Origin of the sequence: Tenacibaculum crassostreae (genome assembly GCF_964512405.1) — a bacterium.
Classification (GTDB): Bacteria; Bacteroidota; Bacteroidia; order Flavobacteriales; family Flavobacteriaceae; genus Polaribacter; species Polaribacter crassostreae.
In genome coordinates, this window is sequence record NZ_CAZELE010000005.1 from 110678 (window position 1) to 132313 (window position 21636).

Here is a 21636-nt window from a genome sequence, read left to right on the forward strand (position 1 = left end):
TGATTCTCCTATATAAGTCTATATACAATTGTTTGTAGATGTTAAAACGTGTTTATCTTTTCTAATCCTCTCTTTAATAGCGTTTAGTTTGTGTTAATCGAGAATATTCAATTTACTTTAAAGCGCTATATATTTTTGTGGAAATTAATAACTGGTAGCATGAAGAAAGTACAAATAACACTTTTATTAATATTTAATGTATTTATAGTTTGTTATTCTCAAAGTAAAAAACAAGAATACCTGAAACTAATTAAAACAGGATGGTCACATTGGGTTAATAAAGAACCAAATAAAGCAACTGAATTATATGAAGTAGCATTCGATTTATTAGAACAGCGTGAATTACCAGACTATTACAAGTTAAAAATTGATGTTGACTTTTTAGAAACGGAAATGACCGTTCCAATAAATGACCGTTATAATTTATCATGTATATATGCTTTAAGTGGTAATAAAAAAGACGCATTTAAACATTTGTTTATCATAGCAATTGATTTAAAATGGAGTGATTATTTTCATTTAATTTACGACTCAGATTTAAATTCGTTGCACAAAGATTATAGGTGGGAAAAACTTAAAACAATCATTTTAAATAATAAACAAACAAAAGAAGCGAATTATAATCAAACTTTATTAGCAGTTTTAGATACTATATATAGTAATGATCAAAAATATAGAAATAGAATTCGAACTACTGAAGCTAAATTTGGGAGAAAGTCTAAAGTAATGGATGCTTTATGGAAAACTATTTTAAAAAAGGATTCTTTAAACCTTATTGCAGTTTCTGAAATTTTAGACACACAAGGTTGGCCTAATAGAAACGAAATAGGCGAAAGGGGTTCTTCTACAATTTTTCTTGTTATTCAACATGCAAATAAAGAAACTCAGGAAAAATATTTACCATTAATTAAACAAGCTGTTGAGGAAAATAATTTGTCTAAGAGACAATTTGCTATGTTTTATGATAGATTACTTTTAAGAAGAGGAGAATTGCAAATTTATGGAACTCAATTGGCTATTGACAATAAAAGTAAAGATCCTTATGTATTACCATTAGCAGATCCTAAGAACGCTGATATAAGAAGGTTAGAAGTAGGGCTAAATACCATGCAAGAAAACTTAAATAGGTGGAATTTAAAATGGAATGTAGAGGACTATATTAAAATCTTACCACAGATTATAGCTAGAGTTAAAGAGATAGAGTCAAAAAACTAAGAATAAATTATTTAAAGTACAGCTATTATAAAGCTAATAATTATGAAGATATTACTTTTTGGTTTAGGTAGTCGTGGAGATATAGAACCTCTTTTCTCTATTGGAGAAGTGTTAAAAGAAAAAAAGTATGATGTTGTTTATGTTTTTCCTGAACAGTTTAGAGAAATGGTAGAATTAACTAATAGTAAGTTTTATGGTTTTACCTCTGAATTTATAGAAGTTTTATTAGAAAGTGAAAGTTCTAAAAACATTACTAGCAGAAAAGGAACTTTATTTAAAAGAATTAAATCGCTATTTGTTTTAGCAAAAAAATCTATTAGAATTAATAAAGAGGTTACATTAACACAAAAAGAAATAATAGATAAGGAAAAGCCTAATTACGTTTTCTTTAATCAAAAATGTGTATACCCTATAATTTGGGGAATTCACAATCAGAATAAAAGTATTTTTATTCATCCTTTCCCATGCTTTCTTCACCCTGTAAAACACCATTCTTTTATAAGTTTTTCAGGAGGGGGTAATTATGGAAAGTATTTGAATTTTTTTAGTTATAAACTTCAATTATTTATTTTCTCATTAGCAATTTATTATTCTACAAGATCAATTAGTAAATACGAGTTTAAGAAAATAACACCTAAGCAAATCAGGAAACACCTAATTACCAAAACACCTTCTATGTATACGGTATCTTCTGCTCTTTTTGAAAAACCAAAGTATTGGAATCACAATGCCAAGGTAATAGGTTTTATAGAAAGGGATAAATGTACAAATTGGGAACCTCAAGAAGAGTTATTAAGTTTTTTAAAACATAATTCTAAACAGAAAATAGTATTTATAACTTTTGGTAGTATATCAAATACGACCCCTAAAAAAATAACACAATTTATAATTGATACTACCTCTAAACACAACATTCCTACTATAATTAATACTTCTTGGGGAGGCTTAGTAAAAATTGAAAACTGTTCGGGGAATATTTATTTTACTGAAAACATTCCTTATGATTGGATTTTTCCCAAAATTCATAGTGTTATTCATCATGGAGGAGCTGGCACAACTCATTCTGCAATTAAATATGGTTGTTCAAATTTAATTATACCTCATTTTATAGACCAATTTTTTTGGAACGAAGTAGTAGCTGAAAAAAATATTGGTCCTAAAGGTGTATCAATAAAAAAACTTAATGCAGCTATTTTTGAAAAACTCTTATTAGATTTATTGAAGAACTCTGAATATAAAAAAAATGCAGAGATGTTTTCAAATAAGCTAAAAAAAGAAGCTGAAACAACATCTTTTTTATGCACTAATTAAATAAAAGGAATAATCCGTTCATTCATATTAGTATAAATATGTATTGGAAGATTGTTATATATAGTTGCTAAAAACAATAATTTTAATGAAGGTAGTAAATATTCATCATAGAACCTACAATGTTTCTTTAGATAAAATAACAGATTTATTTTATACTCTTTCAAATACCAATGACAAGGTTTGGCCAATTGAAAAATGGCCTCGAATGACTTTTAAAGATGGAATTAAAGTCGGTGCTGCTGGAGGTCATGGACCAATTCGTTACACAGTAGAGCAATACGATCCAGAAAAATTAATTCAATTTCGGTTTGCAAAATCTCTTGGCTTTATAGGAACTCACAGATTCGAAATCAAGAAAGTTCAAAATACCCAAACCCAAGTTATGCACACAATAGAAATGAACACAAAAGGTATTAGAACCTTAATTTGGCTATTGGCTATTCGTTCTTTACATAACGCATTACTAGAAGATTGTTTAGATAAAATTGAAAATAATTTTGCTAAAACTAAGGCACATACTCAATGGAATTGGTATGTAAAATTTATAAGAACCACTTTTAAATTAATTAATAAGAAATGACACAAATAAAATCAGGTTTTTGGTTGTCTTCAAAAGGAAATCCATTTTGGATTAAAACTCAAAACAACAAAGTATTCTGGCTGGGTATGAATAAAAAATCAAATCAAACAAATATGGGAGACGATTGGTGTCATACAGCTCATGGTACTATTACCGATAACTTTATTGAGTTGGTTTGGTCAGATATTCCAATAGGAAAAGATGAATTAGAAGGAAAGATTAATATAGAAATTATTAATAGCATACATTTAAAAGTTATTGAAGATTCTGGTAATTTCGGTAAATCTGAATGGACTTGGGTTACAGATACTAAAAGATTAAGTCAATATGATAGAGAAGTATAAAAATAAAATTAGGCTTCAGTTATTGGTAATTTATACAAGGTATCTACTAGGAAACGCTTTTGTTTTTGCTAGTCTTATAAAAATTAAAGGATTAAGGTTTACTAGTAAGAGTGGTTTAAACCAACCAATAAATTCAGCTTGGCATTTTTTTGAAACTTTATACGAGTCTGGATTGTATTGGAAATTTATAGGATTCGGGCAATTTGTTACTGGATTTTTATTAATGACTCAAAAATATGCTAAACTAGGTTCTTTGATATATTTTCCTATTATGTTGAACATTTTCATTATCACGATATCTTACTATTTTGCTTTTACTCCTATAATTACTGGATTAATGTTACTTGCTAATTTATTTTTGATTGTTTGGGATTGGGACACCTTAAAAATTTTAATTAATAAACCTTTGTCGATAAATGATAACCCACGTTTAGAAAAAGAAATTTCATGGCAAATAATAGGTTTAATCATGTTTTTGTTTACATTCTGCTATCGATTATTTGTTAATGTATATGAAATATTATTTTGGGCTATAGGTTGTATAATTATTGGATTAATTGGCTTATTAATGGGCTTAGATTTGTATAAGATTAAATTTGAAAATAAAATATAAATAGAGTAAAAAGAAATTTTTTAGTTGAAAACCTTATGGAACTTTAAAACTCTAATATAAATTCATTAATGTAAAATGACTACTTTGGTAATAGGTGCTAATGGCGCAACGGGAAAAGAATTGGTTGAACAACTTCTTTTAAAAAAACAGAATATTAAAATTATTATAAGAGATCTTAATAAAATTTCTAATTCGTGGAAGAGTAATAGTAGTATAGAAATTATTGAAGCTAGTATTTTAGAATTAAATAAAGATGAAATAAAAGAAATTGTTTCTGGTTGTAACGCCGTAATATCTTGTTTGGGGCATAACTTAAGTTGGAAAGGTATATATGGACAACCAAGAAAATTAGTGACTGATGCTGTTCGTTTAATTAGTATTGCTATTAAAGAAGAAACTAGAGGAAAACCTATTAAGTTTGTGCTTATGAATACTTCAGGGAATCGCAATAGAGATTTAGAGGAGCCTCTTTCGTTTAAACATAGGCTAGTTGTTTTCTTACTTCGTTTATTGTTGCCTCCTCATGTAGATAATGAAACGGCAGCTGATTATTTAAGAACAGAAATTGGTCAAAACAATAAATCTATTGAATGGGTAGTGGTTAGACCAGATAACTTAATTAACGAGGATAATGTATCTCAATATGAAACTTACCCTTCTCCAATTAGAGATGCTATTTTTGATGCAGGTAAAACAAGCAGAGTTAATGTTGCTCATTTTATGGCTACACTAATTACTGAGAGCAATGTATGGAATACTTGGAAAGGTCAAATGCCAGTAATTTATAATTCTTAATCAAATAAATATGAATAAAGATAAACTCAATAATTATTTTCATTCATTATTTCCTATAAGTAATGATATAGTTGAAGAAATAACTAAGGAGTTTGAATATTTTAAACTAAATAAAAACACAATATTACTTAATAAAGAAATAATTAGTACGGAAACTTATTTTTTAGAAGAAGGTTACTTACATTCTTATATACTTAATGAGGATAATGAAAAAGTAACGACAAATATATATTCAGCTCCATGTTTTGTTAATGATTTCTTATCTTTTTTTAAGAAGGAATCTACTAAGGAAGTCTATGAAACATTGACTGATTGTGTCTTTTGGAAAACCAACTTAGATAATGTTCAAGCTAATTTTCATGATATTCCTGAATTTAGAGAGTTTAGCAGATTACTTTTTGTTATAAACTATTATAAATTGAATGATAGATTAATAGATATGGTAAGCCAAAAGGCAGAAACGAGATATCTAAATTTATTAAAAACACAACCAAATGTTTTTCAAAATGTTCCTTTGAAAATTATAGCATCATTTTTAGGAATTACAGATAGCACTCTAAGCAGAATAAGGAAGGAAGTAGCTAGAATGTAATTTCTTGATATTTGTCAAGAGCTCATTTAAAACAAAGGTCTCACTTTTGTGAAAAAATAAAATCATGAGTAAAAAAAATATAGTTATTGTTGGTCTAGGAGGTGTTGGAGGATATTTTGGTTATAAAATTAATAAGTCAAATGAAATTAAACAGTCTTATAATATTACATTTATAGCAAGAGGAGATACTTTCAAAATTCTAAATTCTAAAGGATTAACCCTGATTTCTCCAGAATTTAAAGACTCTATAACACGACCAAATCAAGTATGTTCTAATATTTCAGAAATAGAAAAGCCCGATCTAGTTTTAGTTTGTGTTAAAGAGTATGATTTGGAAAATGTATGCAGTCAACTGCTAAATGTGATTACAAATAGAACTATTATTATTCCTATGATGAATGGGGCAAATATTTATGATCGAATCCGAAAAATAGTACCTGATAATACAATTTTACCATCATGTGTTTATGTTGCTTCTCACATAAAGGAAAAAGGGATTATTGAACATAAAGGAAAATGGGGGAAATTATTTTTTGGTAAAGACCCTAAAAATAGTTATGAAGATATAGAATGGGTATTAGATTTAATGAGTGATAGTAATATTGACTTTGAATTTAGAGAAAGCGCTTTGGTGGATATTTGGACTAAGTTTATTTTTATAGCAAGTTTTGGACTTGTTACGGCAAAATATGACTCATCAATCGGTAAAGTTTGCTCTATTCCTGAACAAAAAGAAGCTGCAAAAGACATTATGATTGAGATTAATAAAATAGCATTAAAGAAGGGAATTTATTTACAATCTAATATTGTAGAAGAGACCTTTAATAAAGCTGCTACATTCCCTCCAGAAACTCCAACATCATTACAATTAGATATTAATTCAAATAAGAATAATAATGAATTAGAGTTATTTGGTGGGGCCATTATAGAGTATGGTAAAAAACTGAATATTGATACTCCTAAAACAATTAACATTTATAATGAAATAAAATCCCTTTAAAAAAGGGATTTTTTCTTTCTTTTTTAGAATACGCCTAATTTAAGTATAAGTTTATTTTCTTATTTTTTTCCTTTAAATCTAAAAAGAAAACAAAGTACTACTAAAGGAAAGAAAATCTATTTACCGATACAAAAGTTTCCGAAAATATGCCCTAAAATATCTTTGTCAACATCATATTCACCAGTAATATTTCCTAAGTGACGTAAGCATTCACGAATATCGATTGCAAATAAATCAGAAGAAATATCAAGGTCAATTCCGTTTTTTACAGAATTAATACTTTCTAAAGCTAAGGTTAATGCTTCGAAGTGACGAGAATTAGTTACAATGGTTTCATTATTACTTAAAGCACCAGTATTTACTAATGAAATTAGTTCTTGTTTTAATTCGTCAACTCCGATTTTTTGTTTTGCCGATAGTAAAATTAAATTTTCTATTTCAGATAGTAAAATAGAAGAATCGTGACAAGATAAGGTGTCTATTTTATTAGCAATAACTAACAAACGTTTATTAGGAAAACGTTGTTGAATTGTTTGAATTTCATCTAAGAATAAGTCTTTTGAATGAATATACTTATTAGAATCAATCAAAAAGATAATTAGTTGAGCATTTTCTGCTTTTTCATAAGCTTTTTTAATACCGATATTTTCAACAATATCTTCAGTTTCTCTAATTCCAGCAGTGTCGATAAAGCGGAAAACAACACCATCAATAATCAGTTCATCTTCAATAGCATCGCGAGTGGTACCAGCAATGTCAGAAACAATAGCTCTTTCTTCATTTAATAGAGCATTTAATAAGGTAGATTTTCCAACGTTTGGTTCACCGATAATAGCAACAGGAATTCCGTTTTTCATCGCATTTCCAAAAGCAAAAGAATCAATCAATCGTTTTAAAACAGATGAAATTTTAGCGACTAGTTCTTTAAATTTTGTTCTATCAGCAAATTCAACATCTTCTCCAGAAAAATCGAGTTCTAATTCAATTAATGCAGCAAAATCTAACAATTGAGCTCTTAATTCTTTTAGTTCATTGGTAATTCCACCGCGCATTTGTTGAATTGCCATTTGATGTGAAGCAGCAGAATTAGAAGCAATCACATCAGCTACAGCTTCCGCTTGCGACAAATCTATTTTTCCATTTAAAAAGGCACGCATGGTAAACTCACCATTATCAGCCATTCTACAACCATTCTGTAAAAATAATTGAATGATTTCTTGTTGGATAAAACTCGAACCATGACACGAAATTTCTACCACATTTTCACCCGTATACGAATGCGGATTTTTGAAAATAGATACTAAAACTTGATCTAAAATAGTGTTACCATCAACAATATGCCCCAAATGAAGTGTATGAGATTTCTGATTAACTAATGATTTCTTCTTATTAATTGAAGAAAAAAAAGCGTCCACAATTTTTATTGAATCTTGTCCAGAAAGCCTAATAACAGCTATAGCTCCTACACCCGAAGGTGTTGCTAAGGCAATAATAGTATCGTTTTGTATCATATCGCAAAATTACCTAAATAATAAGTAAGTTGATTAAATAATTTTGTTCATATTTTTTCCTGAAGTAGGTAAGGGGAAATCACCCTTTTTTAGTTTTTGGTTTTTAAAAACTAAAAATTAGCTTTACATTTGGTATAACAGTTTTTAAAACTCATAAAACGTTAATCCCTCAAAATAGTACAATTCCCAAATAGTATTATTTATTTTCCTCATAAATTTTATTGAACATACTTGTGTATTAATGTAATGTATTGTGCAAACAATACTTGGACGTGTGTAACCCTTAATTACCCCACCCCATTATACCCCATCCCCGTATGGTTTTAGGTAAGACTAAAACTTTAATTAAGCATTTGTGATCTGAAAAAAATCAGAGAGCAAAATAAACAAATTTAAAAGTTAAGGTATGGGAATGAAAACTACTCATTTAAAGAAACTTATTTTTATTGTGTTGTTGTTATATGGAAATGTAATGTTTTCACAAACAACAGTTTCAATGCAAGCTCCATGTAATATTTCTGGTTGCGGTGCACAAGATGTAGAAATAGGAAGAGTCTACATAGGAGATATTAATGGTGATCAAATTACTACTTGTACTGTTGGAGATGTACTAAATGACGTTTACTTATACGTAGATATTTCTAAAGCAGCAAGTAAAATAGATTTATATATGCAGTTTTATTTGATGAATGGGTCAGATAAAATTGATAAAGATGGTAATGTTTACGTAGGAAATCAAAAAATTAGTATAGGAATATCAGGTTCAATTACTACAGGAACTTATCAGATGTTTGAGTTAATAAATTACACTTGTGGTGAAGAGTTGACTTTAACAGATGTATATCTTTCGTGGCAAACTCCTGGTAGTGTTGTTGGTCCAGGATGCGCTACACAACAATCAAAATGCTCAGGAGAAAATTTGCCTCCAATTGATGTGCAAACACCGATTGCTCCAGATTTTACTTTTGTTTATAATTGTGAAAATAATGGATTTCAGGGAGCTACATTTACAAACGCTTCAACTGGAGGAGATGGAGTTTTAACATACCAATGGAGTTTTGGTACAGGTTCTAGTCCTTCAGTAGCAAATACAGAAGGACCACATATTGTTCAGTATACTAGTTCAGGTACTAAAACAGTTACATTAACAGTAACAGATGAAGATGGTGACTTTAATTCAATTACAAAAAATGTAGTTATAGATTCTACACCTCTGGCAAGTATTATTGGTACAAACGTTAAATGTAATGGAGGAAGTGATGGTGCTGTCGATTTAACAGTAACAGGAGGTAAAACTCCATATACATATTCATGGAGTTCTGGAGAAACTACTGAAGATATAAATAATTTAAGTATTGGTAGTTATACTGTTACTGTAACAGATGCAAATAACTGTACATCGAATGCAACCATTGAAATCACTGAACCAACTGTGTTATCTACTTCTTATTTAGCAAGTGATTTAAGTTGTGGAGGAAGTGATGGTGCAATTGATTTATCGGTTTCAGGCGGAACAGCTCCTTATACATATTTATGGAATACTGGAGCAACAACAGAAGATATTAGTGGTTTAACTGCTGGAACTTATACCGTAACTGTAACAGACACTAATGGTTGTCAACAGGTTGAATCTGTAACTTTAATATCTAATGATAATGAAGATCCTACCATTAGTGTTCCAGAAATGCTAAGTATTGAAGGGTGTAACGAGGATGATATTTCAAGTCTAAATTCCAGATACCCATTTAGTTTAACTGAATCTTCAGATATAAAAGATAGTTTTTTTGCAACAGACTATATTGCTTCTGATGACGGAACGATCGTTTCAATAACATATATAGATGTTGTAGCTTCATATAATGGCTGCATCACTACAGTAACAAGAACGTTTACTGTGACAGATACTTGTGGAAAAAAAGGAACTGATACATTAATAATTACGATTACAGACACAACAAATCCAACATGGACGAATGAGCCAATGGATATGACAAGTGTAGAATGTGATCCATCAACCAATGCCCAAGCATTCAGTGATTGGTTAGCAAGCTTTAGCGGAACCGATAGTTGCGGAACAGCAGCAGTAACACACAACAGTACAGGTTTAAGTGATGACTGTGGAGGAACAGGAAGCGAAACGGTAACCTTTACGTTGACTGACGAATGTGGAAACAGTATAACTAAAGATGCAACATTCACCATTATAGATACTACAGATCCAACATGGACGAATGAGCCAATGGATATGACAAGTGTAGAATGTGATCCATCAACCAATGCCCAAGCATTCAGTGATTGGTTAGCAAGCTTTAGCGGAACCGATAGTTGCGGAACAGCAGCAGTAACACACAACAGTACAGGATTAAGTGATGACTGTGGAGGAACAGGAAGCGAAACGGTAACCTTTACCTTAACTGACGAATGTGGAAACAGTATAACTAAAGATGCAACATTCACCATTATAGATACTACAGATCCAACATGGACGAATGAGCCAATGGATATGACAAGTGTAGAATGTGATCCATCAACCAATGCCCAAGCATTCAGTGATTGGTTAGCAAGCTTTAGCGGAACCGATAGTTGTGGAACAGCAGCAGTAACACACAACAGTACAGGATTAAGTGATGACTGTGGAGGAACAGGAAGCGAAACGGTAACCTTTACCTTAACTGACGAATGTGGAAACAGTATAACTAAAGATGCAACATTCACCATTATAGATACTACAGATCCAACATGGACGAATGAGCCAATGGATATGACAAGTGTAGAATGTGACCCATCAACCAATGCCCAAGCATTCAGTGATTGGTTAGCAAGCTTTAGCGGGAACCGATAGTTGCGGAACAGCAGCAGTAACACACAACAGTACAGGGTTAAGTGATGACTGTGGAGGAACAGGAAGCGAAACGGTAACTTTTACTTTGACTGATGAGTGTGGAAACAGTATCAGCAAAGACGCAACATTCACTATTATAGACACAACAAATCCAACTTGGACGAACGAGCCAATGGATATGGTAAGTGTAGAATGTGATCCATCAACCAACGCACAAGCATTCAGTGATTGGTTAGCAAGCTTTAGCGGAACAGATAGTTGTGGAACAGCAGCAGTGACTCATAACAGTTCAGGGTTAAGTGATGACTGTGGAGGAACAGGAAGCGAAACGGTAACTTTTACTTTGACTGATGAGTGTGGAAACAGTATCAGCAAAGACGCAACATTCACTATTATAGACACAACAAATCCAACTTGGACGAACGAGCCAATGGATATGGTAAGTGTAGAATGTGATCCATCAACCAACGCACAAGCATTCAGTGATTGGTTAGCAAGCTTTAGCGGAACAGATAGTTGTGGAACAGCAGCAGTGACTCATAACAGTTCAGGGTTAAGTGATGACTGTGGAGGAACAGGAAGCGAAACGGTAACTTTTACCTTAACTGACGAATGTGGAAACAGTATAACTAAAGACGCAACATTCACCATTATAGATACTACACCACCAAGTTTAATAGGAGGAGCAGATGGATCTGCTGAATGTAGAGGTTCAGATCCATCATTGAATGCAAATTATATAGCGTGGCGAGATAATTATGCTGGTATTGTAGGTTCAGATACTTGTGGAAATGTAACGATGAGTTATACTGAAGGAAGTTGGTCATCAGATGGATGTACTGATACTATAATAGTTACTTTTAAAGCAACGGATGCTTGCGGTTTAGAAAGTGTTCAAGATCAAAGTTTTACCATTTCAGATACGACTCCACCAAGTTTAGTAGGAGGAGTAAATGGATCAGCAGAGAGTACAGGAGTTGATCCATCGTTAAATGCAAATTATATAGCATGGCGAGATAATTTCGCTGGAATTACGAGTAATGATTTATGTGGTACCCCTGTATTAAGTTATGAAGAAGGTAGTTGGTTATCAACCGCTTGTGGAGATGAGATTTCTGTAACATTTATCTCAACAGATGAATGTGGGTTAACTAGTAATCAAGTTCATACTTTTGTTATTTCAGATAGTACTCCACCTAGTTTGTTGGGAGGAATGGATGATACGGCTGAATGTACAGGTTCAGATCCATCATTAAACCCAAGTTATATAACATGGCGAGATGGTTTTGCAGGAATTACAGCTAACGATATTTCGGGATCTACTACACTTAGTTATTCTGAAGGAAGTTGGGTAACAACAGGATGTAGTCAACGAATAGAAGTAGTTTTTACGGCAGAAGATGAATGTGGCTTAACTACTAGTCAGACACAAGCTTTTGTAATTACTGATACAACAAATCCAACCTGGACGAATGAGCCAATGGATATGACAAGTGTAGAATGTGATCCATCAACTAACGCACAAGCATTCAGTGATTGGTTAGCAAGCTTTAGCGGAACAGATAGTTGTGGAACAGCAACAGTAACGCATAACAGTACAGGTTTAAGTGATGACTGTGGAGGAACAGGAAGCGAAACAGTAACTTTTACCTTAACAGATGAGTGTGGAAACAGTATAACTAAAGACGCTACATTCACGATTATAGACACAACAAATCCAACCTGGACGAACGAGCCAATGGATATGACAAGTGTAGAATGTGATCCAGCAACCAATGCACAAGCATTCAGTGATTGGTTAGCAAGCTTTAGCGGAACCGATAGTTGTGGAACAGCAGCAGTAACGCATAACAGTACAGGCTTAAGTGATGACTGTGGAGGAACAGGTTCAGAAACAGTAACTTTTACCTTAACTGACGAATGTGGAAACAGTATAACTAAAGACGCAACATTCACGATTATAGACACAACAAATCCAACCTGGACGAACGAGCCAATGGATATGACAAGTGTAGAATGTGATCCAGCAACCAATGCACAAGCATTCAGTGATTGGTTAGCAAGCTTTAGCGGAACCGATAGTTGTGGAACAGCAGCAGTAACTCATAACAGCACAGGATTAAGTGATGACTGTGGAGGAACAGGAAGCGAAACAGTAACTTTTACCTTAACTGACGAGTGTGGAAACAGTATCAGCAAAGACGCTACATTCACGATTATAGACTCTACAGCACCAGTTATTGATGAAGTAAACAAGGATAATATTGATATAGAATGTGGAGTAGGTGATACAGGCGCTACTTTACAAGATTGGTTAGATAATAATGCAGGAGCAACAGCAACAGATAATTGTAGTGATGTAACATGGACTAATGACTATGGAAATGATACTTCGATTAAATGTGATGGAAGTTATATTACAGTAACGTTTACAGCTACTGATGCATGTGGGAACTCAAGTACCACAACAGCAGGTTATCTAATTAAAGATGAAACACCACCAACAATAACTCACCAACCATCAGATAAGATAGTGGAGTGTGATGGAGAAGGAAATTTAACAGAGTTAAATGATTGGTTGACGAGTAATGGAGGAGCAACTGCTACGGATGATTGTAGTGTAGTATCATGGAGTAACAATTATACTGATTTGACATATACTTGTAGTTTTACTGGAGAGGTTAAAGTAATTTTTACAGCAAAAGATGCATGTGGTAACCCAATGAATACTAATAGTGCTAAGTTCATCATAAAAGACACCACAGCCCCAGAATTTGTTGATGAGTTACCAGCAGCAGAAATCACGGTAAGTTGTGATAACATTCCAGTGATGGAAACTTTAACAGCGACTGATAACTGTGATGCTTCGGTAACAGTAGTTCCAAGTGAAGTAACCAGTGGCGATGACGACGCATGTGGATCAGAATACTTAATCACTAGAAAGTGGACGGTATCAGATTGTTCAGGAAACACGACAAGTCATATTCAGGTGATTACAGTAGAAGACACTACAGCACCAGAGTTTGTAGAGGAGTTACCAGCAGCAGAAATCACGGTAAGTTGTGATAACATTCCAGTGATGGAAACTTTAACAGCAACTGATAACTGTGATGCATCGGTAACAGTAGTTCCAAGTGAAGTAACCAGTGGCGATGACGACGCATGTGGATCAGAATACTTAATCACTAGAAAGTGGACGGTATCAGATTGTTCAGGAAACACGACAAGTCATATTCAGGTGATTACAGTAGAAGACACTACAGCACCAGAGTTTGTAGAGGAGTTACCAGCAGCAGAAATCACGGTAAGTTGTGATAACATTCCAGTGATGGAAACTTTAACAGCAACTGATAACTGTGATGCATCGGTAACAGTAGTTCCAAGTGAAGTAACCAGTGGCGATGACGACGCATGTGGATCAGAATACTTAATCACTAGAAAGTGGACGGTATCAGATTGTTCAGGAAACACGACAAGTCATATTCAGGTGATTACAGTAGAAGACACTACAGCACCAGAGTTTGTAGAGGAGTTACCAGCAGCAGAAATCACGGTAAGTTGTGATAACATTCCAGTGATGGAAACTTTAACAGCAACTGATAACTGTGATGCTTCGGTAACAGTAGTTCCAAGTGAAGTAACCAGTGGCGATGACGATGCATGTGGATCAGAATACTTAATCACTAGAAAGTGGACGGTATCAGATTGTTCAGGAAACACGACAAGTCATATTCAGGTGATTACAGTAGAAGACACTACAGCACCAGAGTTTGTAGAGGAGTTACCAGCAGCAGAAATCACGGTAAGTTGTGATGAGATTCCAGCAGCAGTAGTATTAACAGGAACAGATAATTGTGACGCTTCTGTAACCGTAAATTATTCAGAAGAATTTGTAGGACAGGATGATGAATGTGCATCAACATATACAATCACAAGAAAATGGATGATTACAGACTGTGCAGGCAATGAAACGTCACATACTCAGGTAGTAACTGTAGAAGATACCACAGCTCCAGAGTTTGAAGGGGAGTTGCCAGCAGCAGAAATCACGGTAAGTTGTGATGAGATTCCAGCAGCAGTAGTATTAACAGGAACAGATAATTGTGATGCTTCTGTAACAGTAAATTATTCAGAAGAATTTGTAGGACAGGATGATGAATGTGGTTCAACTTATACAATTACAAGAAAATGGATGATTACAGACTGTGCAGGAAATGAAACATCACATACTCAGGTAGTAACTGTAGAAGATACTACAGCGCCAGAGTTTGTAGAGGAGTTACCAGCAGGAGAAATCACGGTAAGTTGTGATGAGATTCCAGCAGCAGTAGTATTAACAGGAACAGATAATTGTGACGCTTCAGTAACCGTAAATTATTCAGAAGAATTTGTAGGACAGGATGATGAATGTGGTTCAACTTATACAATTACAAGAAAATGGATGATTGCAGACTGTACAGGCAATGAAACGTCACATACTCAGGTAGTAACTGTAGAAGACACCACAGCACCAGAGTTTGAAGGAGAGTTGCCAGCAGCAGAAATTACGGTAAGTTGTGATGAGATTCCAGCAGCAGTAGTATTAACAGGAACAGATAATTGTGATGCTTCGGTAACAGTAAACTATTCAGAAGAATTTGCAGGACAGGATGATGAATGTGGTTCAACTTATACAATTACAAGAAAATGGATGATTACAGACTGTGCGGGTAATGAAACGTCACATACTCAGGTAGTAACTGTAGAAGACACTACAGCGCCAGAGTTTGAAGGAGAGTTGCCAGTAGCAGAAATTACGGTAAGTTGTGATGAGATTCCAGCAGCAGTAGTATTAACAGGAACAGATAATTGTGATGCTTCTGTAACCGTAAATTATTCAGAAGAATTTGCAGGACAAGATGATGATTGTGGTTCAACTTATACAATTACAAGAAGATGGATGATTACAGACTGTGCAGGAAATGAAACATCACATACTCAGGTAGTAAATGTAGAAGACACTAAAGCACCTGAACTGGTAAGTACTTTAGAAGATATATCAGTAGAATGTGATGATGTTCCAGAAGTACCAACTTTAGAATTTACTGATAATTGTTCATCTAATGTAACTCAAACAAATTTTGAAGAAACGAGTACTTTTGATGGAACTGATAGTGACTATATCATTACAAGAACATGGACAGTTGCTGATGAGTGTGGAAATACAGCTGAATTTGTTCAAAATATTACAGTAACGGTAAAAACAACTGTGACTGAAATAGCAGATTCAAGATGTACAGAAGATGGGGTGATTGACTTAAATGATTACTTAGCTAATCAAAGTGAAGATGGTACATGGGAAGTAACTTCAGGAAATGTAACCTTATCTGATGATGATAGTTTCGAACCGTTAAATTTAAGCTTAGGTGATTATGTATTTACTTATACAGCACCAAATAGCGGATGTTTAACATCAACTAGAGTAACAATTAATATAAACGACGACTGTGTTGTATTACCATGTGGACAAGAAGATGTGGTAATATCAAAAGCAGTAACCCCTAATGGAGATTCATATAATGAATTCTTTAAAATTACAGGAGTAGAGTCTTGTGGATTCATAGCTAATGTAAAAATATTTAACCGTTGGGGAGCAAAAGTCTTCGAATCTAACAATTATGCAAATGATTGGAATGGAGTTTCAGATGGATCAACATTCGGAGGAGCCGAAAGACTACCAGCAGGTACATATTACTACATTGTGATATTAGAAAATAGTGGATTAAAACCATTTACAGGAGCAATTTATTTAGGAACCAAATAATATTATAGCTATGAACCATAATTACAGACTATTACAAACAATTGTTATATTAATGTTTGCAGGTATTTTTGCAATGCAATCACAACAATTACCACAGTTCACTCAATATATGTATAATACCATTTCTATTAACCCAGCATATGCAGGTAGTAGAGAAGTATTAAGTATCGTTGGTTTGCATAGAAGCCAATGGGCAGGACTTGATAGAGCACCAGAAACACAAACGCTGTCGGCTCATACACCATTAAGAAATGAAAAAATAGGTCTAGGCTTATCGTTTATAAACGATAAGCTTGGATATGAAAAATTCACGTATTTATATGGAGATTTTTCATATACAATTAAACTTAATGAAGAAATCAAGTTAGCCTTTGGTTTAAAAGCAGGATTCACACAATATAATATTGATGATGAATTAAGAAATGCAGAAAGCTCTGATCCAGGAATTTCAGGAATTCAAAATAGATGGGAAGCAAATATTGGTAGCGGAATGTTGTTGCATACCAACAGATGGTATGTCGGTTTATCTGCTCCTAGATTATTAAATAGAGATCATAATAATGTAGTAGCTAATGGAATTAACTACGGAGTTGTGGATAAAATAAGTTACTATTTAACAGGTGGATACGTGTTTGATTTAAGTGATAATGTAAAATTTAAACCAGCAACACTTATCAAAGCTACCAACGGAGCACCATTATCGTATGATATAACCGCAAACTTTTTATTCAATGAAAAATTTTGGTTAGGAGGTTCTTATAGAATTAACGAGTTTACAGGAGCTTTAGGAGCTTTGGTAGATTTTCAAGTAACAAAACAATTAAGAGTAGGTTATGCCTACGAGCACCCTTTATCAGACATTAATCAATATTCTAATGGAACTCATGAAATTTTGTTAATGTTTGAATTGCATCCAAAATCATTTAGAACAAAATCTCCTAGATATTTTTAAAAAGCATACTTATGAAAACAAAAATTACATTAATACTACTTTTTTTATCATGCTTTGCTTTTTCTCAAAGAAAGATTGCTGATAAATTTTATAAAGAATACTCGTACATAAAAGCGGCAGAGTTTTATAAGAAAGCAATAGATAGTGGAGATGATGGTGTAGATATGGTTACTAGGTTGGCAGATTGTTATTATAACAATTCAAATTCTGAACAAGCAGCTTATTGGTACGGAGTAGCATCAAATAGAGATGAAGGTTTAAGCAACGAAGCAATTTATAAATATGTACAATCGTTAAGAAGTGTAGGAAAGTATGAAAAAGCCGACGAATGGTTAAGTAAAATACCCGATGCAGCATCTAAAATTGGAAATGTTGATTATGATAAGTTGAAGACCTTAAATAAAGATTCGGTTGAAATTGCAAACTTAGATATCAATACCAAGAATTCTGATTTTGGACCATATGTAAATGGTGAAAAATTTTATTTCTCATCAGCGAAGAATGAAAACGGAGCAATTTACGAATGGAATAACCAACCTTATTTAGATTTATATCAAGCAAAAGTGATAGCTAAAGAAGAAAACGATGCAGATATTGAAGATATCATTCCAATAGTTTCTTCTAAGATAAACACAGGTTTTCACGAGTCAAGTATTGCTATTACTAAAGATGGTCAAACACTTTATTTCACTAGAAATAATTTGGATGATAAAAACAAATTGAAGTACGATAAAAAAGGAACTTCACATTTAAAAATCTTCAAAGCAACATTGGTTGATGGTGAATGGGCTAACGTAGAAGAATTGCCTTTTAATGATAAAGTGCATTCAAGCGGGCACCCAGCACTAAGTCCAGATGATAAAACATTGTATTTCGTGTCTGATAGACCTGACGGATTTGGTGAAACCGATATTTATAAAGTAGCAATCTTAGATAATGGAAGTTATGGGAAACCTGAAAATTTAGGGAGTAAAGTAAATACTTCTGGAAGAGAAATGTTTCCATTCGTTGCAAAAGATTATACTTTGTATTTTTCTTCAGACGGATATCAAAATTTAGGGCTTTTAGATATTTATAAGTCAGATTTACTTAAAAATAATTCATCAGAAGTAATAAACATAGGAGCTCCTTTTAATAGTGGTTACGACGATTTTGCATTTTTTTATAACGAAAATGGTAAATCAGGATATTTTTCATCTAACAGACCAGAAGGTAAGGGGCAAGACGATATTTATAAGTTTAAAACCTTAAAGTGTAAGCAATATATTAAAGGAAAAACATATGATAAGAGAACAAATGAGTTGTTACCTAATACTTTGGTAGAACTTATAGATGCTGATGGTAAGGTGATAAGTAGGTTTGTAACTCAAGAAAATGCTTCTTATATTTTTGAAGTAGAATGTGAAAAAAAGTTCACGTTAAGAGGAACAAAATTAGATTATAAAGATGATTTTATTGATAATGTTCAAACAACAGATGTAAGAGGTAAAGAAATAGAACACGATTTATACTTAACACCGTTAATTATTGATAATGAAATTGTAATAGACCCTATTTTCTTTGATTTTAATAAATGGAATATTCGTCCTGATGCTGCTTATGAGCTAGAATTTATTGTGAAAGTGATGAATAACAATCCGAAGATGATTATTAAAATTGAAGCGCATACAGATAGTAGAGGAAGCGATAGGTATAATGAAATTTTATCTGATAGAAGAGCAAAATCTACTAGAGATTATATTTTTTCTCGTGGTATAGCAACTGACAGAATTCAAAGTGCTATAGGTTATGGTGAGAAGCAATTAGTAAACAAATGTTCAAACGGAGTTAAATGTACCGAAGAAGAACATCAAGAAAACAGAAGATCAAAATTTATAATTATAAATGATTATAAATAGTTAAAATAAGTAATTAGTCTCCCGTAGAGTAGTTTTCTTTTGCCCTGATTCAATCCGCAATATTGAATCGGGGTTTTAGTTTTATTAAACTATTTCTTTACGAATATGTTTGTAAAGTACCACTTACCGTTAGCACCTTTTTCGGCAGTAACATCAAAGTGAGTAAAATTACCTTCAATATTCTTTTTGTGTCCTTCACTTCTAATCCAAGCATTAACTACAGACTCAGCTGAAGAGTAACCGTATGCTACGTTTTCACCAACACTAATAGCACTTGCATTTTTAGTCAAATACTCTTTACGCTGATAAAAGAAATCGTGCGATACTTGCTCTTTTTCAATCATATAATTTGTATGATTGTGAGTTTGCGATTTAATGGTTTGTAATTTACTTAGTGAAGAAAATCCGTTACTAACTCTGTAATTGTTAATAAGGGTTAAAATGTCTGCTTCTATTGATTTCTCAGCGATGTTAGTTGCTACTTCAGTTGGTGTTTCATCAACTATTTCACTTTCATTAGAAGAACAAGATGTCAAAACTAGTGCGCAAAACAGCACTAATAACTTAAGGGGATAGTTATTCATGATCTTTTAGGGGTTAGGGGTTAAATCAAAAACGAGACAAATATATATCTAAAAATTAATATAAAACAAGTTAATGTGTTGATTTTTAATTAAAAAGGGTGTTTTTCCTGTGTCTTGGTTTAGTATTTGGCATGACAATAATTTGTTGTAACAATTAAGCATTATATGCGTCTTATTAGTAAACAAATAAATATAATACAATGAAAAGAAATAAAGAGTTATTAGTACTTACACACTTAAGTCAGTTGTTAGATTTTGTAACAGGTATAGGAGGTTTTATCGTTCCGTTGATACTTTGGGCAGTGAAAAAAGATGAAGTTTTAGGAATGGATGAACACGGAAAAGCGATACTTAACTTTAGAATATCAATGTTTTTATATGTTTTATTATGTATTCCGTTAGTTTTGTTGTTCGGTTTAGGTTTATTAGGATTTTTAGTTATAGGGGTATTCTATTTAATTTTTCCAATAATAAATGCTATTAAAGCGAGTAATGAAGAAGAGCCAATTTACCCTATGACTATTAAATTTCTATAAGAATTAACTAAATAGCTTGTTTAATAAAATCTTCGTATTCATAAAAGAATAGTTCAAACTGTGTCATAGTTTCAACGTAAAACCCATAGCAATCTCTCCATGTATTTTTATTATGAATACTGAATTTTTTTTCGAAAGGAACATATATTCTTCGGATAATTTTACGGTTATCTAGCTCAAAGTTATCATCATAAATCACTTCAGGTAAGTATTCGGTTTCTAAGATTTTCTTTAATGAAAGTAGCTGATCATAAAGTAATTCATTAGCAATATCTTCAGGATGTTCAAAATCTATACAAACCGATGCTTTTTTTCTGTCAGCTTGAAATTTAAAAGAAAATCCTTTAATTTTTGTGTTATACAATAACCATTTCCTCGGAAAAGATTTTCCGAAGCTTGTCCAAAACTCCTTACGTAATTGAGCTGATTCTTCTTTGCTAAACACTATCCGTGAACTTTTGCTGTTTTACCTCTTTCTCTCATCATTTCTGCTTCAAAAGCTAGTAAATCATTCCATTTTTTGTCAACAATTTCACGATTCATATACTTACGAGCATATCCCAAAAATAAGGTATAATGGTTAGCTTCCGAAATCATTAAATCTAAATAAAACTTAGATAGTTCTTCATCTTCCATATTATCTGCAAAAACTTTAAATCGCTCACAACTTCTAGCTTCAATTAAAGCAGCAACTAATAATCGGTGAATTAATGCTTCATTTCTATTCCCTGTGTGAGGAAAGAACTTTTGCAATCTTAAAGCATAATCGTTCTTTGTTGCTTGACCTAAAACCATTCCACGATCTACCATTAAGTTATGTACCATTCTAAAATGCTCCATTTCTTCTATGGCAATGTCACTCATATCTTTAACCAAAGCGGTTTCTTCAGAATAATTAATAATGATTGAAACGGCATTTGATGCAGCTTTTTGCTCAGCAAAAGCATGATCGGTTAATAGTTGCTCCAAACCGTTTTTAGCAACTTCAACCCAAGAAGTTTCTGTGTCAAATTGTAATCCTAACATAATTGCTTAATTGATTTGCAAAAATAAAAAATAA

The 21636-nt window shown here is 32.7% G+C and carries 17 protein-coding genes; 13 read left to right on the top strand and 4 right to left on the bottom strand.

Translation table 11 applies throughout. The features are described 5' to 3' along the window. Positions 1-159 precede the first annotated feature (159 nt). The 8 genes from ACKTST_RS05885 to ACKTST_RS05920 all read left to right on the top strand — a co-directional run bounded on the left by ACKTST_RS05885 (position 160) and on the right by ACKTST_RS05920 (position 6450). Positions 160-1215 (top strand): DUF6624 domain-containing protein, encoded by a 1056-nt coding sequence (locus ACKTST_RS05885; protein ID WP_408046819.1) that lies wholly within the window; start codon positions 160-162, stop codon positions 1213-1215. A gap of 42 nt (positions 1216-1257) precedes the next feature. Further along, positions 1258-2526: a glycosyltransferase gene (locus ACKTST_RS05890; protein ID WP_408046820.1), complete on the top strand. Its 1269-nt coding sequence runs from the start codon at positions 1258-1260 to the stop codon at positions 2524-2526. Positions 2527-2611: 85 nt separating this feature from the next. Continuing rightward, positions 2612-3106 (top strand): hypothetical protein, encoded by a 495-nt coding sequence (locus tag ACKTST_RS05895; RefSeq protein WP_408046821.1) that lies wholly within the window; start codon positions 2612-2614, stop codon positions 3104-3106. After that, positions 3103-3450: a hypothetical protein gene (locus ACKTST_RS05900; protein ID WP_408046822.1), complete on the top strand. Its 348-nt coding sequence runs from the start codon at positions 3103-3105 to the stop codon at positions 3448-3450. The genes ACKTST_RS05895 and ACKTST_RS05900 overlap by 4 nt, the downstream gene beginning before the upstream one ends. Continuing rightward, positions 3434-4063: a hypothetical protein gene (locus tag ACKTST_RS05905; RefSeq protein WP_408046823.1), complete on the top strand. Its 630-nt coding sequence runs from the start codon at positions 3434-3436 to the stop codon at positions 4061-4063. Before ACKTST_RS05900 ends, ACKTST_RS05905 begins: the two co-directional genes overlap by 17 nt. A 75-nt stretch (positions 4064-4138) precedes the next feature. Then, positions 4139-4858, top strand: a complete 720-nt coding sequence (locus tag ACKTST_RS05910; RefSeq protein ID WP_408046824.1) for an NAD(P)-dependent oxidoreductase — start codon at positions 4139-4141, stop codon at positions 4856-4858. Positions 4859-4868: 10 nt separating this feature from the next. Then, entirely contained in the window at positions 4869-5450 is a 582-nt protein-coding gene (locus ACKTST_RS05915) for a Crp/Fnr family transcriptional regulator (protein ID WP_408046825.1), read from the top strand. A 64-nt stretch (positions 5451-5514) separates the two neighbouring features. Next, positions 5515-6450: a ketopantoate reductase family protein gene (locus ACKTST_RS05920; protein ID WP_408046826.1), complete on the top strand. Its 936-nt coding sequence runs from the start codon at positions 5515-5517 to the stop codon at positions 6448-6450. Between the two features lie 116 nt (positions 6451-6566). On the opposite strand, the gene mnmE is transcribed toward ACKTST_RS05920, so the two are convergent. Continuing rightward, positions 6567-7961 (bottom strand): tRNA uridine-5-carboxymethylaminomethyl(34) synthesis GTPase MnmE, encoded by a 1395-nt coding sequence (gene mnmE / locus ACKTST_RS05925; RefSeq protein ID WP_408046827.1) that lies wholly within the window; start codon positions 7959-7961, stop codon positions 6567-6569. A 406-nt stretch (positions 7962-8367) separates the two neighbouring features. Between mnmE and ACKTST_RS05930 the strand changes: the two genes are divergently transcribed. The 4 genes from ACKTST_RS05930 to ACKTST_RS05945 all read left to right on the top strand — a co-directional run bounded on the left by ACKTST_RS05930 (position 8368) and on the right by ACKTST_RS05945 (position 19456). Then, entirely contained in the window at positions 8368-10803 is a 2436-nt protein-coding gene (locus tag ACKTST_RS05930; protein ID WP_408046828.1) for a PKD domain-containing protein, read from the top strand. An 85-nt stretch (positions 10804-10888) separates the two neighbouring features. Beyond that, positions 10889-16606 carry a gliding motility-associated C-terminal domain-containing protein gene (locus ACKTST_RS05935; protein WP_408046829.1) on the top strand — a complete coding sequence of 1906 codons (5718 nt, stop codon included), beginning with the start codon at positions 10889-10891 and terminating at the stop codon, positions 16604-16606. A 10-nt stretch (positions 16607-16616) separates the two neighbouring features. Further along, the gene (locus ACKTST_RS05940) at positions 16617-17558 is read left to right on the top strand and encodes a PorP/SprF family type IX secretion system membrane protein (protein WP_408046830.1); all 942 of its coding nucleotides are present in this window, start codon (positions 16617-16619) and stop codon (positions 17556-17558) included. An 11-nt stretch (positions 17559-17569) separates the two neighbouring features. Beyond that, a complete protein-coding gene (locus ACKTST_RS05945) occupies positions 17570-19456 on the top strand; it encodes an OmpA family protein (RefSeq protein ID WP_408046831.1) in 1887 nt (628 codons plus the stop codon). 89 nt (positions 19457-19545) lie between these two features. Here ACKTST_RS05945 and ACKTST_RS05950 read toward each other — a convergent pair whose 3' ends face one another. Then, positions 19546-20040, bottom strand: coding sequence for a CAP domain-containing protein (locus ACKTST_RS05950; protein WP_408046832.1), 495 nt, complete (start codon positions 20038-20040; stop codon positions 19546-19548). A gap of 200 nt (positions 20041-20240) precedes the next feature. Between ACKTST_RS05950 and ACKTST_RS05955 the strand changes: the two genes are divergently transcribed. Beyond that, positions 20241-20576, top strand: a complete 336-nt coding sequence (locus ACKTST_RS05955) for a DUF4870 domain-containing protein (RefSeq protein WP_408046833.1) — start codon at positions 20241-20243, stop codon at positions 20574-20576. Positions 20577-20583: 7 nt separating this feature from the next. Here ACKTST_RS05955 and ACKTST_RS05960 read toward each other — a convergent pair whose 3' ends face one another. Further along, positions 20584-21021, bottom strand: a complete 438-nt coding sequence (locus ACKTST_RS05960; protein WP_408046834.1) for a DUF4268 domain-containing protein — start codon at positions 21019-21021, stop codon at positions 20584-20586. Next, entirely contained in the window at positions 21021-21602 is a 582-nt protein-coding gene (miaE, locus tag ACKTST_RS05965) for a tRNA-(ms[2]io[6]A)-hydroxylase (protein ID WP_408046835.1), read from the bottom strand. Before miaE ends, ACKTST_RS05960 begins: the two co-directional genes overlap by 1 nt. Positions 21603-21636 lie beyond the last annotated feature (34 nt).

Bases quoted from the DNA above. Each gene is read 5' to 3' on its own strand.
- ACKTST_RS05910 (WP_408046824.1), top strand. From the start codon at position 4,139: ATGACTACTTTGGTAATAGGTGCTAATGGCGCAACGGGAAAAGAATTG.
- ACKTST_RS05950 (WP_408046832.1), bottom strand. From the start codon at position 20,040: ATGAATAACTATCCCCTTAAGTTATTAGTGCTGTTTTGCGCACTAGTT.
- ACKTST_RS05905 (WP_408046823.1), top strand. From the start codon at position 3,434: ATGATAGAGAAGTATAAAAATAAAATTAGGCTTCAGTTATTGGTAATT.
- ACKTST_RS05890 (WP_408046820.1), top strand. From the start codon at position 1,258: ATGAAGATATTACTTTTTGGTTTAGGTAGTCGTGGAGATATAGAACCT.
- ACKTST_RS05900 (WP_408046822.1), top strand. From the start codon at position 3,103: ATGACACAAATAAAATCAGGTTTTTGGTTGTCTTCAAAAGGAAATCCA.
- ACKTST_RS05955 (WP_408046833.1), top strand. From the start codon at position 20,241: ATGAAAAGAAATAAAGAGTTATTAGTACTTACACACTTAAGTCAGTTG.
- ACKTST_RS05940 (WP_408046830.1), top strand. From the start codon at position 16,617: ATGAACCATAATTACAGACTATTACAAACAATTGTTATATTAATGTTT.
- ACKTST_RS05930 (WP_408046828.1), top strand. From the start codon at position 8,368: ATGGGAATGAAAACTACTCATTTAAAGAAACTTATTTTTATTGTGTTG.
- ACKTST_RS05895 (WP_408046821.1), top strand. From the start codon at position 2,612: ATGAAGGTAGTAAATATTCATCATAGAACCTACAATGTTTCTTTAGAT.
- ACKTST_RS05945 (WP_408046831.1), top strand. From the start codon at position 17,570: ATGAAAACAAAAATTACATTAATACTACTTTTTTTATCATGCTTTGCT.
- ACKTST_RS05915 (WP_408046825.1), top strand. From the start codon at position 4,869: ATGAATAAAGATAAACTCAATAATTATTTTCATTCATTATTTCCTATA.
- mnmE (WP_408046827.1), bottom strand. From the start codon at position 7,961: ATGATACAAAACGATACTATTATTGCCTTAGCAACACCTTCGGGTGTA.
- ACKTST_RS05920 (WP_408046826.1), top strand. From the start codon at position 5,515: ATGAGTAAAAAAAATATAGTTATTGTTGGTCTAGGAGGTGTTGGAGGA.
- ACKTST_RS05885 (WP_408046819.1), top strand. From the start codon at position 160: ATGAAGAAAGTACAAATAACACTTTTATTAATATTTAATGTATTTATA.
- miaE (WP_408046835.1), bottom strand. From the start codon at position 21,602: ATGTTAGGATTACAATTTGACACAGAAACTTCTTGGGTTGAAGTTGCT.